The 16047-nt window shown below is 66.8% G+C and carries 15 protein-coding genes and 1 tRNA gene; 11 read left to right on the forward strand and 5 right to left on the reverse strand.

Annotated features, from left to right (window positions below; genetic code table 11):
- Window positions 1–64: 64 nt before the first annotated feature.
- A complete protein-coding gene (locus tag ABDC78_RS26435) occupies window positions 65–1285 on the forward strand; it encodes an Ig-like domain-containing protein (RefSeq protein ID WP_178357008.1) in 1221 nt (406 codons plus the stop codon).
- Between the two features lie 57 nt (window positions 1286–1342).
- On the opposite strand, the gene ABDC78_RS26440 is transcribed toward ABDC78_RS26435, so the two are convergent.
- Window positions 1343–1418, reverse strand: a tRNA-His gene (locus ABDC78_RS26440).
- A 28-nt stretch (window positions 1419–1446) separates the two neighbouring features.
- Window positions 1447–2094 carry an oligoribonuclease gene (gene orn / locus ABDC78_RS26445; protein WP_178357007.1) on the reverse strand — a complete coding sequence of 216 codons (648 nt, stop codon included), beginning with the start codon at window positions 2092–2094 and terminating at the stop codon, window positions 1447–1449.
- 83 nt (window positions 2095–2177) lie between these two features.
- Between orn and ABDC78_RS26450 the strand changes: the two genes are divergently transcribed.
- Window positions 2178–3767 carry a helicase HerA-like domain-containing protein gene (locus ABDC78_RS26450; protein ID WP_178357006.1) on the forward strand — a complete coding sequence of 530 codons (1590 nt, stop codon included), beginning with the start codon at window positions 2178–2180 and terminating at the stop codon, window positions 3765–3767.
- A gap of 71 nt (window positions 3768–3838) precedes the next feature.
- Here ABDC78_RS26450 and cmrA read toward each other — a convergent pair whose 3' ends face one another.
- Window positions 3839–4645 carry a mycolate reductase gene (gene cmrA / locus ABDC78_RS26455; protein WP_178357005.1) on the reverse strand — a complete coding sequence of 269 codons (807 nt, stop codon included), beginning with the start codon at window positions 4643–4645 and terminating at the stop codon, window positions 3839–3841.
- A gap of 25 nt (window positions 4646–4670) precedes the next feature.
- On the opposite strand from cmrA, the gene ABDC78_RS26460 reads away from it, so the two are divergent.
- On the forward strand, window positions 4671–5996 hold the full coding sequence (locus ABDC78_RS26460) for an MFS transporter (RefSeq protein ID WP_178357004.1): 1326 nt from the start codon (window positions 4671–4673) through the stop codon (window positions 5994–5996).
- Here ABDC78_RS26460 and ABDC78_RS26465 read toward each other — a convergent pair.
- Window positions 5993–6814 (reverse strand): MmpS family transport accessory protein, encoded by an 822-nt coding sequence (locus tag ABDC78_RS26465; protein ID WP_178357003.1) that lies wholly within the window; start codon window positions 6812–6814, stop codon window positions 5993–5995. The genes ABDC78_RS26460 and ABDC78_RS26465 overlap by 4 nt on opposite strands.
- Window positions 6815–6948: 134 nt before the next feature.
- On the opposite strand from ABDC78_RS26465, the gene ABDC78_RS26470 reads away from it, so the two are divergent.
- The 3 genes from ABDC78_RS26470 (at window position 6949) to ABDC78_RS26480 (ending at window position 9255) form a co-directional block, all read left to right on the forward strand.
- Window positions 6949–8775, forward strand: coding sequence for an alpha/beta fold hydrolase (locus ABDC78_RS26470; RefSeq protein WP_178357225.1), 1827 nt, complete (start codon window positions 6949–6951; stop codon window positions 8773–8775).
- Between the two features lie 84 nt (window positions 8776–8859).
- Window positions 8860–9063: a hypothetical protein gene (locus ABDC78_RS26475; protein WP_256735837.1), complete on the forward strand. Its 204-nt coding sequence runs from the start codon at window positions 8860–8862 to the stop codon at window positions 9061–9063.
- 36 nt (window positions 9064–9099) lie between these two features.
- Window positions 9100–9255, forward strand: coding sequence for a DUF6131 family protein (locus ABDC78_RS26480; RefSeq protein ID WP_178357002.1), 156 nt, complete (start codon window positions 9100–9102; stop codon window positions 9253–9255).
- Between the two features lie 3 nt (window positions 9256–9258).
- Here the strand turns inward: ABDC78_RS26480 and ABDC78_RS26485 are convergent, their stop codons facing one another.
- Window positions 9259–9897: a TetR/AcrR family transcriptional regulator gene (locus tag ABDC78_RS26485; RefSeq protein WP_347133233.1), complete on the reverse strand. Its 639-nt coding sequence runs from the start codon at window positions 9895–9897 to the stop codon at window positions 9259–9261.
- Between the two features lie 103 nt (window positions 9898–10000).
- Between ABDC78_RS26485 and ABDC78_RS26490 the strand changes: the two genes are divergently transcribed.
- The 5 genes from ABDC78_RS26490 to ABDC78_RS26510 all read left to right on the forward strand — a co-directional run bounded on the left by ABDC78_RS26490 (window position 10001) and on the right by ABDC78_RS26510 (window position 16047).
- On the forward strand, window positions 10001–11551 hold the full coding sequence (locus ABDC78_RS26490; RefSeq protein WP_178357001.1) for a carboxyl transferase domain-containing protein: 1551 nt from the start codon (window positions 10001–10003) through the stop codon (window positions 11549–11551).
- A gap of 62 nt (window positions 11552–11613) precedes the next feature.
- Window positions 11614–13596: an acetyl/propionyl/methylcrotonyl-CoA carboxylase subunit alpha gene (locus tag ABDC78_RS26495; protein ID WP_178357223.1), complete on the forward strand. Its 1983-nt coding sequence runs from the start codon at window positions 11614–11616 to the stop codon at window positions 13594–13596.
- Window positions 13593–14753, forward strand: coding sequence for an acyl-CoA dehydrogenase family protein (locus tag ABDC78_RS26500; protein ID WP_178357000.1), 1161 nt, complete (start codon window positions 13593–13595; stop codon window positions 14751–14753). Before ABDC78_RS26495 ends, ABDC78_RS26500 begins: the two co-directional genes overlap by 4 nt.
- Window positions 14750–15241 (forward strand): MaoC family dehydratase, encoded by a 492-nt coding sequence (locus ABDC78_RS26505; RefSeq protein ID WP_178356999.1) that lies wholly within the window; start codon window positions 14750–14752, stop codon window positions 15239–15241. The genes ABDC78_RS26500 and ABDC78_RS26505 overlap by 4 nt, the downstream gene beginning before the upstream one ends.
- Entirely contained in the window at window positions 15241–16047 is an 807-nt protein-coding gene (locus tag ABDC78_RS26510) for a CoA ester lyase (protein ID WP_178356998.1), read from the forward strand. The genes ABDC78_RS26505 and ABDC78_RS26510 overlap by 1 nt, the downstream gene beginning before the upstream one ends.

Here is a 16047-nt window from a genome sequence, read left to right on the forward strand (position 1 = left end):
GACCGTAGACTGAGCGTCAACGCGTTGCGTGTTCGATCAATCTTGATGTGAGGTGGAGCGGAGTATGTCGCAGGTCAACACGGGGACCCGTGGACGGCGGAGCCGAGGCTGGCTGGTGGCCGCTGCACTGGTTCCGGCTATTGCGCTGGCCCTGACCGCGTGCGGCGGAGGTTCTGAACCGCCCCAGCCGCAGGTGATCACCGATAAGGGCACCCCCTTCGGTGATCTGCTGGTGCCCAAGCTGACCTCGTCGGTCCAGGACGGTGCGGTGGGTGTGAGTGTCGACTCGCCCGTGGCCGTGAGCGCCGAGTTCGGCGTCCTGGGCGCGGTGTCGATGGTCAACGAGGACGGCCAGGCCGTCGAGGGTGAGTTGTCCGAGGACGGGCTGACGTGGGAGACCGCGGAGCCGCTCGGGTACAACAAGCGGTACACGCTGACCGCGCAGTCGCTCGGTCTCGGCGGCGCGACGAGTCGGCAGATGACGTTCGAAACGCATTCGCCCGAGAACCTGACCATGCCGTACGTGCTGCCAAACGACGGCGAGGTCGTCGGTGTGGGTCAGCCGGTGGCCGTCCGTTTCGACGAGAACATCCCGAACCGGATCGCTGCCGAGCGTGCGATCACCGTCAAGACCTCCCCGCCCGTCGACGGCGCCTTCTACTGGCTGAGTAACCGCGAAGTACGTTGGCGCCCAGCGGAGTACTGGAAGCCCGGCACCACGGTGGATGTCGCCGTGAACACCTACGGCGTGGACCTCGGCGACGGCCTGTTCGGTCAGGACAACGTCTCCACCCGCTTCACCATCGGCGACGCGGTGATCACCACCGTCGACGACAGCACCAAGACGCTGACAGTGCGCCGCAACGGCGAGGTCATCAAGAGCATGCCGGTGTCGATGGGCAAGAACAGCACCCCGACCAACAACGGCGTCTACATCGTCGGCGACCGGCGGGCCGAGATGGTGATGGATTCGTCCACCTACGGGGTTCCGGTCAACTCGCCCAACGGGTACCGCACCGAGGTCGATTGGGCCACCCAGATCTCTTACAGCGGGATCTACGTGCACGCCGCGCCGTGGTCTGTGGGCAGTCAGGGTTACAGCAACGTCAGTCACGGCTGTATCAACGTGAGCACCAGCAACGGCCAGTGGTTCTACGACAACTCCAAGCGGGGTGACGTGGTCGAGATCGTCAACACCGTCGGGTCCACCCTGCCCGGCACCGACGGCCTGGGCGACTGGAACGTCCCCTGGGATCAGTGGGAAGCGGGCAACGCCAACATCTGACGTGGCTCCCTGAACGCAGAAGCGCCGCCTACGTGAGTAGGCGGCGCTTCGCTGTAGTGGGGTGGCTGACGGGACTTGAACCCGCGACCCCCAGGATCACAACCTGGTGCTCTACCAACTGAACTACAGCCACCATTGCCGCGTGTGCGGCGTCGTCGATACTAGCCGTTGGAACCCTCCGGAGCCGAATTGGTCGACTCGTCCGCTGCGGTAGATGTCCGAATTTCGGCGGCGACTGCGGCGATATCGCTGGTCGACGGACCGGGCGGTGCCACGAACGCCGTCTGCCGGTAGTAGCGCAGCTCGCGGATCGACTCGTGGATGTCGGCCAGCGCCCGATGGGCCAGACCCTTCTCCGGCTGGCCGAAGTAGATCCGCGGGTACCAGCGACGGCACAGTTCCTTGATCGAGCTCACATCGATCATCCGGTAGTGCAGGAAGTCGTCGAGCTTGGGCATGTCCCGGGCGATGAACCCGCGGTCCGTCGCGATCGAATTACCGGCCAACGGCGCGGTCTTGGCCTGCGGAACGTGGGTCCGGACGTAGTCCAGCACCATCGTCTCCGCGGTGGCCACATCGGTGGTCGACGCCCGCACCTCTTCGGTCAGCCCGGATTTCTTGTGCATCGTCGCCACCACGTCGACCATCGACGACATCGCGTCGTCCCCGGCGTGGATCACCACGTCGAGGCCATCTCCGAGGACGTTGAGGTCGGAGTCGGTCACCAGCACCGCGATCTCGATGAGCAGGTCGGATTTGAGGTCCAAGCCGGTCATTTCGCAGTCGATCCACACAAGTTCGTCGCGCACAGCGCTCAACAGTAAGCCGTGGTGCAACAAACGGCTGCTTGGACCCCGCCTACCCACGGTGCTGTCCCAGTAGGGTTCGTCGCATGACCACGGAGCAGACAGCTTCTCCCGCACAGCAGATCGCCGCAGGTTACAGCGCAGAAGGGGAGGCGCTGGAACTGGGCGCCGTCGTCGTCGACGGGGTGTGCGATCCGACCGCGAAGGTGCGCATCCCGCTGGCCACGGTGAATCGGCACGGCCTGGTCGCCGGCGCGACCGGCACCGGAAAGACGAAGTCGCTGCAGGTGCTCGCCGAGCAGTTGTCGGCAGCGGGTGTGCCGGTGCTGATGGCCGACGTCAAAGGCGACTTGTCCGGATTGTCGAGGCCGGGTGAGGCGGGCGACAAGATCAGCCAGCGCGCCACCGACACCGGTGACGAGTGGACGCCGACCGCGTACCCGGTGGAGTTCCTGTCGCTGGGCACATCCGGCGTCGGGGTCCCGGTTCGCGCCACGATCACCAGCTTCGGACCGATTCTTCTGTCGAAGGTGTTGGGGCTCAACCAGACTCAGGAGTCCACGCTGGGTTTGATCTTCCATTGGGCAGACCAGCAGGGGTTGCCGCTGCTGGACCTGAAGGATCTGCGTTCGGTGATCCAGTACCTGACCAGCGACGAGGGCAAGCCTCAGCTCAAGGCGCTCGGCGCGGTGTCCACCACCACCGCCGGGGTGATCCTGCGCGCGCTGGTCAACCTCGAGGCCGAAGGTGCCGACACGTTCTTCGGTGAACCGGAACTCGAGCCCGCCGACCTGATGCGGCTCGACGCGTCCGGCCGGGGCATCATCACCCTGCTCGAACTCGGTGACCAGGCCGCCCGCCCGGTGATGTTCTCCACATTTCTGATGTGGGTGCTCGCCGACCTGTTCACGACGCTTCCCGAGGTGGGTGACGTCGACAAGCCCAAGCTGGTGTTCTTCTTCGACGAAGCCCACCTGTTGTTCACCGACGCCTCCAAGGCGTTCCTGCAGCAGGTCGAGCAGACGGTCAAGCTCATCCGCTCCAAGGGCGTCGGGGTGTTCTTCTGCACTCAACTGCCGACCGATGTCCCCAACAACGTCCTGAGCCAGCTCGGCGCGCGCGTCCAGCACGCGCTGCGGGCCTTCACCCCCGACGACCAGAAGGCGCTGTCGAAGACGGTGCGGACCTACCCCAAGACCACGGTGTACGACCTGGAGTCGGCGCTGACCTCGCTGGGTATCGGCGAGGCGGTGGTCACCGTGCTGTCCGAGAAGGGCGCGCCCACGCCGGTGGCGTGGACCCGGATGCGGGCGCCGCGCTCACTCATGGACACGATCGGCCCCGAGGCCATCGCTGCGGCCGCTGCGACCAGCCCGCTGCAGACCGAGTACGGACAGACCATCGACCGCGAATCGGCCTATGAGCGGCTGGCCGCCAAACTGGCGCCCCCACCACCGGTGAATGCGCCCGCCCCCGAGCAGCAACTGCCGCCGCTGCCGGAGCCCTTCGATGTGCCCCCGATGCCTGCCCCGGCGCAGCCGCCGGAGCCGGGCCTGCTCGACAAGGTGATGGAGAGCCCGGCATTCAAGAGTGCGATGCGCTCGGCGGGCACGGTGATCGGCCGCGAGATCACCCGCAGCATCTTCGGCACGGGCCGGCGCAAGCGCCGCCGCTGACCTCTCGCCGAAACGGTATTCCGTGCGGTCTTGAGGCGAAAGTTCCCGCGGGGATTACAGTCTCGGCGGGGTCAGTCGCCGCCGAGTTTCTTGTAGACAGCGCCGACGATGGGCGCCACGATCGAGCGCGGGGCGTACCCGCTGGCCGCGGACATCGCCTTGGACGTGACGCCGGGCACGACACGCATCTTGTTGCGGTCCAGGCCGTCCAGCGAAACCTTGGCGGTGTACTCGGTGGAGATCCACAGGAAATCGGGGATCAACCGTTCGACAAGCGACTGCTCGTCGGGGTTGGGGAGTTCGGTGCGGACCGGCCCGGGCGCCAGCACCGTGACGTGGATACCCGCCGATTTCACCTCGCCCCGCAGGGATTCACTGAAGGTGTTCACAAAAGCCTTCGTCGCCGCATAGGTGGCGTTGTTCGGAATCGGCGAGTTACCGGCTGCCGATCCGGAGATCAGGATTCCGCCGGCGCCGCGCGCCACCATGCCCGGCAGCACCGCCAGCACGAGGTCGTGAACGCCGAGCACATTGAGCTGCACCTGCTTGCGCTCCTCGGCCGGGTCCAGCGAGGCCACCGCCCCGAAGGTCGCGGTACCGGCGTTCGCGCACAGGATCGAGATGTTGCGCGTCGCCAGCTCCTCGCACAATCCGTCGCGTCCGGCGGGATCTGCGAGGTCGACGGCGCGGACTTCGACGGTCACGCCGTACTGCGCGCGAAGCCGATCCGCGAGCGCGGTCAGCACCTCCTCGCGCCGAGCGGTGATGATCAGGTTGTGCCCGCGAGCGGCGAGCTCGACGGCCAAGGCCTCGCCGATGTTCTGCGACGCACCGGTGACGACCGCACGGGCATCCGTGCTGGGAGCGGGTACTGGCATGCGCCGGACTATATCGTGGGCGTTCATGAGCGAGCCGCTGTCTCCGGTCCGGCCGTCGGTGGCCTCCGCCGCACGGTCTCGCGTCCTGGCGTGGGCGCTGTGGGACTTCGGCGCGACCGCGGTGAACGCCATCGTGGTGACCTTCGTGTTCTCGGTGTATCTGACCCGGGCGGTCGGCGACGACCTGCCCGGCGACACCAGCCCCGCGAGTTGGCTGGGCCGGGCGCTGGCCCTTGCGGGGTTGGTGGTCGCGCTGCTGGCGCCGGTCACCGGCATCTGGGTGGACGCCCCTGCGCGCCGACGCCGCGCGCTCGCCGTGCTGACCGGGATGGTGGTGCTGCTGACGGCATCGATGAGCCTGATCCGTGACGACCACACCTACATGTGGCCGGGGCTGGTGCTGCTCGCCTGCACCGCGGCGTGCAGTGAGCTGGCCACGGTGCCCTACAACGCCATGCTCCGCTCACTGTCGACGCCGGAGACCTCCGGCCGGATATCGGGAATGGGATACGCGCTCGGGTATTTCGGCAGTGTCCTGGCGCTGCTCGTGGTGTACCTGGGTTTCATCTCCGGCAGCGGTGATACCCGCGGTCTGCTGAATCTGCCTGTCGCCGACGGCCAGAACGTGCGCGCGGCCATGCTCTTGATCGCGGCGTGGTTCGCGCTCTTCGCGCTTCCGCTGCTCATCTCGGCCCCCGCTGCCGACGCGGAAGAACCGCAGGATCGAGTCGGCTTCCTCGGCGCCTACCGTCGCCTGTGGACCGAGATCCGCGAGCAATGGCGCATCGACCGCAACGTCGTCTACTACCTGGGCGCCAGCGCGGTGTTCCGGGACGGGCTGGCCGGAATCTTCACGTTCGGGGCGATCCTGGGGGTCAGCGTCTACGGAGTGTCCGAGGCCGACGTGCTGCTGTTCGGTGTCGCGGCCTGCGTGGTCGCATCCCTGGGCGCCGTCCTCGGCGGTCACGCGGACGACTGGTTCGGTGCCAAACGTGTCATCGTCGTCTCACTGACGTCGATGGTCATCGTCGGCATCACCCTGATGCTGGTCTCGGGGGTGGTGGCGTTCTGGATCCTGGGGCTGATGCTGTGCCTGTTCATCGGCCCGATCCTGTCCTCGGCGCGCACGCTGATGATGCGGATGGCCGCTCACGGCAAGGAAGGCATGGCGTTCGGCCTCTACACGACCGCGGGCCGCGCCGCGACGTTCCTTGCGCCCTGGCTCTTCTCACTGTTCATCGACATCTTCGACAGCGATCGCGCCGGCATGGCCGGTCTGGTTCTCGTCCTGGCACTGGGACTGGTGGCGATGCTCGGGGTGCGGGCGCCACACACCCGCTTCCGGGGCTAGCCGGTCGTGGCGCAGATGGTCAGCCCGGCGCCGGTGCGCTGTTCCACCGCAACGCCGTTCACGGTGATCGAGCACGCCACCTCCCGGCCGACGTTGATGATGCTGATGCTGGCGGACCCCTCGGCGGGTTGAGGCAGCGACACCTCCTTGCTCCAGGGCAGCATCACGTTGAACTCGGTCTGCAGCAGACCGCCGGTGTCGACATAGGTGATGTTGATCGCACGCCCGTCGCCGTCGACGGTGTAGACGACGGTGTCGGTGGCGCCCTCGACGGTGGGTGGTGTGCGGGTCGGCGCAGTCGGCAACGTCGGTACGGGCAGCACAGGTGTCGACGGGGTCCGTGATGTCGTGGTCGGTGCGCGCGAGGTCGTGGTGGGCGTGGAGAAGCTCGGCTCGGGCAGCGAGGGGAGCGGCGCGACCACTGTCTCCTGCCGGGAGCTGTTGACGATCACCAGCGCGATGATCAGACCGATGACGGTCAGGACCGCGACCGCGGCGACGACCCAGAGCCAGCGGGGAGATTTCGGGCCGTCGGGCTGCGGTGGCTCGCCACTGTGCCCAGGCGGATACGGCGGTCCGTAGTGCCCCGTCGCCGACGGATCGTATCCGTACGGCGAGTACGCGGGCAGCTGTTCGGTGGGACGAGTCGGGGGTGGCTGATAAGGCGGGCCGTAGGGAGCCTGGCTGGCATACGCCGGATCGGAGTAACCGGAGTAACCGGAGCCGAACTGCTGTGTAGGGTCCTCACCTGCGCGGGAGCTCCACTGCTCGTCACGTCCGCGCCCGCCCGGGTTCTCCCCGCGTCCGCGATCCGTCATACCCACCTCATGGCTGCAGGGTACCTGTGCAACCGCTCAGTGCGCCGATCCCAGGCCCAGACCCCGCCGAGGCTGCGGACCATGCAGAATCAAGCATCGTGGCACAGCAGGTTCGCAGGGTTTACGGCGCTTCGATGTCGCCGGATGCCACCGCGTTCGCCCATCTGGTCGACGACGGCGGCTATCCGCGCGCGGTGCAGAGGTTCCTGCGCGGTTGGCGGGCGAGCTCCTCGCGTGACGTCGAACTCCCGGTGGAGGGCCCGGTGACCCGCGTACTGCATTCGGCCGACGGTTACTGGTTGGCATGTCAGGTGGCGCCCGAGGGCGGGACCCGCAGTCAGATCTGGGTGGTGACAACCGATCCCGATGACCGGGACGCACGCAGAATCGATCAGTGGCCCACCGAGGTGGAAGGCACCGCCGAGTTGATCGGCTGGGACGGCACGCTGGTGGCGGCGATCCTGACCGGCGAGGACGGTGTCGGCAGTTCCTGCCTGATCGACCCGTCCGGGGGAACGACGACGGTGCTGGACCGCCGCTCCGGCGGCCGATTGGTGGACGCCTGGGCCGGAGCATCTCTGGTGCGTGTCGGTCCGCGGGGCTACCGCGATCTGATCATGTTGCGTGGACTCACCGAAATCGCACTGCTGCCCTACGATCCCGGTTCGACCACCGACACCGGAATCATCCTCGACGACCACAGCCCGCGCCGGCTGCGTTCCGGTCCGGAGGGCGAGATCCTCAATCTCTATCAGCCGGCTAAGGAATACGGCGTCAACAGCACCGAAGGTTACGTCCGGGCTCTTGTGCGCAGTGAGAACGGCGCCGAGCATGCCCGTCTGCTCGAGGTGACGTCTACCGCTGACGGCGTCTCCTACCACGTGTTGGCCGAACGGCCCGGTTGTGAGCTGGACGAGTTCACCGTCAGCGATGACCTCTCGACGGTGGCGATTCTGTGGAACATCCACGGCGCCAGCGAGTTACAGATCCTGGAATACGCGGACAACACATTGCACGACCCGATCCCCCTCCCGGGTATGGTCGCCAGCGAACTGAGTATCAGCGCGGGCGGATCGATGTTGGCCATGACGGTCGAGGGTCCGTCGACACCGCCCACGGTCGAGTTGGTCGATCCGCGAACACGTGAGTGGGAGCCGGTGGACCGGGAGTTCAGCCGGGGTCCGCTCTCGGCCGACCCCACTCTCGAGACCCTCACTGCGCGTGATGGATTGACCTTCACGGGTTGGCTCTTCCAGCCGCCGGCCGACGTCGAGACGATCGGCGCGATGCTCTTCCTCCACGGCGGGCCGGAGGGGCAGGGCAGGCCCGGTTACAACGAGTTCTTCCCGGCGCTGCTGGAAGCCGGCATCTGCGTGTTCCTGCCGAATGTGCGTGGGTCGGGCGGCTTCGGCCGCAGCTTCATGCACGCCGACGACCGTGAGCGGCGCTTCGCCGCGATCGACGACGTCGCCGACTGTGTGCGGTTCCTCGTCGACAACGGGCATGCACCGGCGGGGCGGGTGGCCTGCTGCGGATGGTCCTACGGCGGCTACCTGACCCAAGCGGCGCTGGCGTTTCACCCGGACGAGTTCGCCGCGGGAATCAGTATCTGCGGCATGAGCGATCTGAACACCTGGTACCGCAACACCGAGCAGTGGATCGCTGCCGCGGCGTATCCCAAGTACGGTCACCCGATCAGCGATCGCGACCTGCTGGAGCAGCTGTCGGCCCTTCCGCGCGCGCACGCGGTGTCCGCGCCGCTGCTGTTGGTCCACGGGCTCAACGACACGAACGTGCCGCCGAGTGAGTCCGAGCAGATGTACGACGCGCTCACCGCACTCGGACGGCGGGCCGAGTTGCTGTTGTTCGACGACGACGGCCACGAGATCGACAAGCGGGAGAACCGCGCGGTCCTGTTGAAGGCCATGACCGCCTGGCTCACCGACGCTTTCGCGACCTGACACGCCCGCAAAGGTTTACGAAATTGTCTGCGGGGTAAAACTCTGCTGCGCACCAGCGAGGTGTGCATACGGAGGAGGCATGGCATGCGGGGCATACTCGGGGTCATAGTGCTCGTCTGGCTGTTGATCGGCGTTTTCGCCGCCTACCAGCGGGACTACTTCACGGGAGGCGAAGCGAACTGCGCCACCGCGGGGACCATAGCGCTCACGGTCGTTGCGGGACCGCTGAACTATGCGGGTGTCAATCCGCAAGTCACGGAATGCAACGTTCCAGAACCCAGTCAGTAATCCTCTGACTGCTCATCTCGAAGAAAAGGAGTGACCATGATCGTCTTGGGCGCCGTCCTACTCATCCTGGGACTCATCTTTGGTATGGCGATACTCACGTACATCGGCGTTGTTCTGCTCGTCATCGGGGCCGTCTTCTGGATCCTCGGATCCGTCGGTCGTCCGGTTGGCGGCAGGAAGGCCTGGTACTAGCGGTCATTCGCCCCGTCGTTCGGCCGAGGTCAGCCCGGCGACCGTCATCGCTCTCAAGACGGTTCGCGAGCTGGCCTCGGCCGCTTTTGTGATGCCTGGTTTCACGCTGTGCGACGTGGAGTTCAGCAGGCCGAACGTGGCATGAGCCATCAGACGGGCATCGCTGTCGGTCAGGTCGGGATCGCGCCGACGCAGCACCTCGACCCAGACCTCGACGTACTGCCGCTGTTTGCGGCGGACCTGGCGCTTGCCGGCGGGCGGCAGATTGCCCAGGTCGCGGTCCTGGATGCGGATCAGGTCCGACTCGCCGAGAGCGAAGTCCAGGTGGAAGTCGATCAAACCCTCGAGTGCCGATTCGGCATCTTCGGCCCTGCCGACCACCTCGGTCGCACCGGCCAACAGCCTCGTGCTGATCCCCACCAGCAACTCGACCAGAAGTGCTTCCTTGTTGGGGAAATGACGGTAGATCGCCGGTCCGCTCACTCCTGCCGCCGCGCCGATGTCCTCGAGGCGTACCGCAAGGTAGCCGTGCTCGGCCATCAGCCGCTCAGCGGCGTTGAGCAGTTGGTCGCGACGGTCGGACTTGGCCTTGCTGCGCCGCGAGGCCTGGGGGACCGGTTGCGGCAGACTCTGCGCGGTCACAAACGCAACCTCCTGCCGAGGGTGGACACCGAGAGTTAATCGTGATTAACATACCACTAGTTAGTCACCATTAACTCAAATCGAGCGTGAGGCGGATTCTGCGATGGCAGCGCGGGCATCACACCGTGACGATCATGTCGCGCTGGTCGAACAACTGCGCACCAAGCTCGCCACCGCGGCTCTCGGTGGTTCCGAACGCTCCCGCGAACGCCATGTGAGCAGAGGCAAGCTGCTGCCCCGCGATAGGGTCAACGGCTTGCTCGACCCCGGCAGCCCCTTCCTGGAGTTGGCTGCGCTGGCCGCCGACGGCATGTACGACGACGAGTGCCCGGGCGCCGGGATGATCGCGGGCATCGGTCGGGTATCGGGGCGCGAATGCATGATCGTGGCCAACGATGCGACCGTCAAAGGCGGAACGTACTATCCGATCACCGTCAAGAAGCACCTGCGGGCACAGGAGATCGCGGCACAGAATCAGCTGCCCTGCCTCTATCTCGTGGACTCCGGCGGCGCGTTTCTGCCCCGCCAAGACGAGGTCTTCCCCGACCGGGAGCACTTCGGTCGCATCTTCTACAACCAGGCGACCATGAGCGCCAAGGGAATTGCCCAGATCGCGGCCGTGCTCGGCTCGTGCACCGCGGGCGGGGCCTATGTCCCGGCGATGAGCGACGAGGCCATCATCGTGCGCAACCAGGGCACCATCTTCCTCGGCGGGCCACCGCTGGTGAAAGCCGCCACCGGCGAGGTGGTCACTGCAGAGGAACTCGGTGGAGGCGACCTGCATTCCAAAGTCTCCGGGGTCACCGATCATCTCGCCCACGACGATCGTGACGCCTTGCAGATCGTGCGCAGGATCGTGGGGACGTTGGCGCCGCGGACGCCGCCCCCGTGGGACGTGACACCGACGGTCGACCCGATCGCCGACCAGGACGAGCTCTACGACGTCGTGCCGGTGGACTCCAAGGTCGCCTATGACGTGCACGAGGTGATCAGCCGCATCGTCGACGGTGGCGAGTTCGCCGAGTTCAAAGCCGACTACGGCACCACACTCGTGACGGGGTTCGCACGCATCCACGGCCACCCGGTCGGCATCATCGCCAACAACGGCGTGCTGTTCGGCGAGTCGGCGGTCAAGGGCGCCCACTTCATCGAGCTGTGCGACAAGCGAGTCATCCCACTGCTGTTCCTGCAGAACATCTCCGGCTTCATGGTCGGGCGGGACTACGAGGCGGGCGGCATCGCCAAACACGGAGCCAAGATGGTCACCGCGGTGGCCTGCGCCCGCGTTCCGAAGCTGACCGTGGTCATCGGTGGCTCCTACGGCGCAGGCAACTACTCGATGTGCGGACGGGCCTACTCGCCGCGCTTCCTGTGGATGTGGCCCAACGCGCGGATCTCGGTGATGGGCGGTGAGCAGGCCGCCTCGGTGCTGGCCACCGTCCGCGGCGAGATGACCGCAGAGGAGGAAGAGGCGTTCAAAGCGCCGATTCGCTCGCAGTACGAGGATCAGGGCAATCCCTACTACTCGACGGCGCGACTCTGGGACGACGGGGTCATCGACCCTGCGGACACCAGAACGGTTGTCGGGTTGGCACTCTCGGTGGTCGGGCAGGCGCCGCTCGAACCCGTGTCCTACGGCGTCTTCAGGATGTGATGATGGTTTTCGACGTTCGGGGCGAGCGAAGCGACGGGATGTTCGACGTTGCGGGCGACGGGATGTTCGACACCGTGCTGGTAGCCAACCGCGGGGAGATCGCGGTGCGTGTCATCCGCTCGTTGCGGGCGATGGGGATCCGCTCGGTCGCGGTGTTCAGCGACGCTGATGCCGGGGCGCGGCACGTGGCAGAAGCCGATATCGCCGTCCGGATCGGTCCGGCGCCGGCCCGTCAGAGCTATCTGTCGATCGACGCACTGCTGACGGCGATCGGTCGTACCGGAGCGCAGGCCGTGCACCCCGGCTACGGATTCCTCTCGGAGAACGCACAATTCGCCGAAGCCCTGGACAGGGAGGGTGTCGTGTTCATCGGGCCTCCGGTAGCGGCGATCCAGACCATGGGCGACAAGATCTCGGCCAAGGCGGCGGTGGCGGCGTTCGGGGTGCCCGTCGTCCCGGGTATCTCGCGTCCGGGTCTGACCGACGACGATCTGCTCGCCGGCGCGGCCGATGTCGGGTACCCGGTGTTGGTCAAACCGTCGGCCGGTGGCGGCGGCAAGGGCATGCGGGTGGTGCACGACGCCGACGAGCTTCCAGCGGCCCTGGTCTCGGCGCGACGTGAGGCGGCATCGGCGTTCGGCGACGACACGCTGTTCCTCGAGCGGTTTGTGCTGAACCCCCGCCACATCGAGGTTCAGGTGCTCGCCGACACCCACGGCACCGTGGTGCACCTCGGCGAACGCGAGTGCAGCCTGCAGCGCCGTCACCAGAAGGTGATCGAGGAGGCGCCCTCACCGCTGCTCGACGCCGCCACCCGGGCCCGTATCGGTGCCGCCGCGTGTGACACCGCGCGCAGCGTCGACTACACCGGCGCCGGCACCGTCGAGTTCATCGTCTCCGCCGACCGCCCCGACGAGTTCTTCTTCATGGAGATGAACACCCGTCTGCAGGTGGAACACCCGGTGACCGAGATGGTCACCGGCCTGGACCTGGTGGAACTGCAGGTGCGGATCGCGGCGGGGGAGAAGCTGCCGTTCGCCCAGGACGACGTCCGCATGGACGGCCACGCCATCGAGGCCCGGGTGTACGCCGAGGATCCCGCCACCGGGTTCCTGCCGACCGGCGGTGATGTCATCGCACTGCGGGAGCCGTGCCGGCCGGGGATCCGGATCGATTCCGGGCTGACCCGCGGCACCGTGGTGGGCAGTGACTACGACCCGATGCTCGCCAAGGTGATCGCGCACGCCGGTGACCGGCCTACTGCGTTACGCGAACTCGATGCAGCACTGGCAGACACCGCGGTCCTCGGGCTCACCACCAACATCGAGTTCCTGCGATTCCTGCTGGCCGATCCCGACGTCGCGGCCGGGCGCCTGGACACCGGGCTGCTCGATCGCCGGACACCGGACTTTGCACCGCTGCCGATCGGTGATGACGAGCTGATCGCCGCGGCGGCGTACCGATGGCTTCAGTCCTGGCCGGCGGAACCCGCCGGCCCGTGGGACGTGCCGTCGGGTTGGCGTATCGCCGGGCAGGCGCCGACGTCGTTCCGGCTCCGTGCAGGGGATCGGACCGATCACGTCTGGCTGAGCGGTTCGCCCGAGAAGGCGACCGCCACCGTCGAGAACGGCGAAACCCGGACGCTGCGAGTGACTCTGGAAGACGACCGGTTGGCGGTCACCGTCGACGGGTTACGTACCGAATACCTGGTGGCAGCCTCGGGTGGACAGGTGTGGCTGGCACAGTCCGGCCGGGTCGCGATGGTCGAGGAGGTGCGCGAAGCACCCGTGCGTCCCGACGACGAACACAGCGGCGACGCCGAACTGACCAGCCCCATGCCCGGGGCCGTGGTAGCCGTCGGGGTCTCGGACGGCGACCGCGTCGACGCCGGAACGGTGGTGGTCACCGTCGAAGCCATGAAGATGGAGCACACGCTGGCCGCACCGGTCGACGGTGTGGTGGAACTGATCGTCAGAGCGGGCGACCAGGTGAAGGTGGGTCAGGTACTGGCCCGGATAACGGCGATCGAGGAGCCACGACCATGACCGATTTTCTCGCGACCGGGACGCTGCCCGATCACTACGAGCAACTGGCGAAAACCGTGCGGGACTTCGCGCAGAGTGTCGTCGCACCGGTGGCGGCCAAACACGACGAAGAACACTCGTTCCCCTACGAAGTGGTGGCGGGAATGGCCGATATGGGGCTGTTCGGCCTGCCGTTCCCCGAGGAGTACGGCGGAATGGGCGGCGACTACTTCGCACTCTGCCTGGCGCTGGAGGAACTCGGCAAGGTCGACCAGAGCGTCGCGATCACACTGGAGGCGGGGGTGTCGCTGGGCGCCATGCCGGTGTACCGCTTCGGCAACGACGAGCAGAAGCAGGAATGGTTGCCGCTGTTGGCCAGCGGCAGGGCGCTCGGCGCGTTCGGGTTGACCGAGGCCGGTGGGGGCAGTGATGCCGGAGCCACCAAGACGACCGCCCGGATGGACGGGTCGAGCTGGATCATTAATGGCAGCAAGCAGTTCATCACCAACTCCGGCACCGACATCACCAAGCTGGTCACGGTCACCGCGGTCACCGGCGAAATCGATGGGCGCAAGGAGATCTCGTCGATCTTGGTGCCGGTGCCGACGGCGGGTTTCACGGCCGAACCCGCGTACAACAAGGTCGGCTGGAACGCCTCGGACACCCACCCGCTGAGCTTCGACGATGTGCGGGTGCCGCAGGAGAACCTTCTCGGCGAGCGCGGTCGCGGCTACGCGAACTTCCTGCGGATCCTCGACGAAGGGCGGATCGCCATCGCCGCTCTGTCGGTCGGCGCGGCGCAGGGTTGCGTGGACGAGAGCGTCAAGTACGCCAAGGAGCGGGAGGCTTTCGGCCGCAAGATCGGGACCAATCAGGCGATCGCGTTCAAGATCGCCCGGATGGAGACCCGGGCGCACGTCGCCCGCGCGGCGTACTACGACGCGGCCGCATTGATGCTGTCGGGCAAGCCGTTCAAGAAGCAGGCGGCGATCGCCAAGCTGGTCGCCAGCGAGGCGGCGATGGACAACGCGCGCGACGCCACCCAGATCTTCGGCGGCTACGGGTTCATGAACGAGTATCCGGTGGCCCGGCACTACCGCGACAGCAAGATCCTCGAAATCGGCGAGGGTACAACCGAAGTCCAGTTGATGCTGATCGGAAGAGAGCTGGGCCTGTGACCGGCACCACGAAGGTCATCGTCCAGCGGGGGCTGTGGTTCGAGGAGTTCGAGACCGGTGTGCTCTACCAGCACCGGCCCGGACGGACCATCACCGAGGCCGACAACGTGCTGTTCACCACCCTGACCATGAACACCCAGGCGCTGCATCTGGACGCCGCTTTCGCCGATGCACTGCCGCCGTTCAACCAGCGGCTGGTCAATTCGATGTTCACGCTCTCGACGCTGGTCGGCCTGTCGGTGGCGCAGCTGACGCAGGGAACCATCGTGGGCAATCTGGGATTCAGCGACGTGGCCTTCCCCAAGCCGCTGTTCCACGGCGACACGCTGTACGCCGAAACCGAGATCACCGACAAGCGTGAATCCAAGAGCCGGCCCGGGGAGGGCATCGTGACCTTCGCGCACACCGGCCGCAATCAGCACGGTGATGTCGTGGCTACCGCGTCCCGGAAGACGATGGTACGCAAGCGACCTGAGGGCGAGATCTGATGGCGTTGGGCACCAACGGTCCGGGCTGGTTGTTCTGTCCCGCCGACCGCCCTGAGCGGTTCGACAAAGCCGCCAAGGCAGCCGACGTCGTCATCCTCGATCTCGAGGACGGTGTTGCGGCCAAGGACAGAGGGACCGCGCGCAAGGCGCTGCTGGACACTCCGCTCGATCCCGCGCGAACAGTGGTCCGGGTCAATCCCGTCGCCACGCCGGACCACGCGCGCGACCTCGAGGCACTCGAGGCCACCGAGTACACCACCGTGATGCTGGCCAAGACCGAGACCGCCGAGCAGGTGGCGTCGCTGGCGCCGCTCGACGTGATCGTCCTGGTCGAGACCCCGCTCGGGGCACTGGCAGTCAGCGACACCGCGCGGGTGGACAACGCCTTCGCCGTCATGTGGGGTGCCGAGGATCTGTTCGCCGCCACCGGCGGTACCTCGAACCGCTGGCCCGACGGCAGCTATCGCGACGTCGCCCGGCACGTGCGGTCGCAGAGCCTGCTGGCCGCCAAGGCGTACGGTCGGCTGGCGCTCGACTCGGTGTACCTCGACATCAGGGATCTCGACGGTCTGCGTGCGGAGACCGACGACGCCGTGGCGGTCGGCTTCGACGCCAAAGTCGCGATCCATCCCACGCAGGTGGCCGTGATCCGTGCGGGGTATGCCCCCACTGAAGACCAGATCGCCTGGGCGCGTGAGGTTCTCGCCAGGGCGAGCGGCGAGCGCGGGGTGTTCCAGTTCGAGGGCCAGATGGTCGACATGCCGGTGCTTCGGCGCGCCGAGCGCATCGTCGCGCTGGCGCCGTAG

This window comes from Mycobacterium sp. DL, assembly GCF_039729195.1.
GTDB lineage: Bacteria > Actinomycetota > Actinomycetes > Mycobacteriales > Mycobacteriaceae > Mycobacterium > Mycobacterium hippocampi_A.

Excerpts from the sequence above, each read along its gene's own strand:
- ABDC78_RS26495 (WP_178357223.1), top strand. The coding sequence starts at position 11,614 with ATGTTCGACACCGTGCTGGTAGCCAACCGCGGGGAGATCGCGGTGCGT.
- cmrA (WP_178357005.1), bottom strand. The coding sequence starts at position 4,645 with ATGCCAGTACCCGCTCCCAGCACGGATGCCCGTGCGGTCGTCACCGGT.
- ABDC78_RS26490 (WP_178357001.1), top strand. The coding sequence starts at position 10,001 with ATGGCAGCGCGGGCATCACACCGTGACGATCATGTCGCGCTGGTCGAA.
- ABDC78_RS26470 (WP_178357225.1), top strand. The coding sequence starts at position 6,949 with ATGTCGCCGGATGCCACCGCGTTCGCCCATCTGGTCGACGACGGCGGC.
- ABDC78_RS26435 (WP_178357008.1), top strand. The coding sequence starts at position 65 with ATGTCGCAGGTCAACACGGGGACCCGTGGACGGCGGAGCCGAGGCTGG.
- ABDC78_RS26480 (WP_178357002.1), top strand. The coding sequence starts at position 9,100 with ATGATCGTCTTGGGCGCCGTCCTACTCATCCTGGGACTCATCTTTGGT.
- ABDC78_RS26475 (WP_256735837.1), top strand. The coding sequence starts at position 8,860 with ATGCGGGGCATACTCGGGGTCATAGTGCTCGTCTGGCTGTTGATCGGC.
- ABDC78_RS26450 (WP_178357006.1), top strand. The coding sequence starts at position 2,178 with ATGACCACGGAGCAGACAGCTTCTCCCGCACAGCAGATCGCCGCAGGT.
- ABDC78_RS26500 (WP_178357000.1), top strand. The coding sequence starts at position 13,593 with ATGACCGATTTTCTCGCGACCGGGACGCTGCCCGATCACTACGAGCAA.
- ABDC78_RS26460 (WP_178357004.1), top strand. The coding sequence starts at position 4,671 with ATGAGCGAGCCGCTGTCTCCGGTCCGGCCGTCGGTGGCCTCCGCCGCA.
- ABDC78_RS26465 (WP_178357003.1), bottom strand. The coding sequence starts at position 6,814 with ATGACGGATCGCGGACGCGGGGAGAACCCGGGCGGGCGCGGACGTGAC.
- ABDC78_RS26510 (WP_178356998.1), top strand. The coding sequence starts at position 15,241 with ATGGCGTTGGGCACCAACGGTCCGGGCTGGTTGTTCTGTCCCGCCGAC.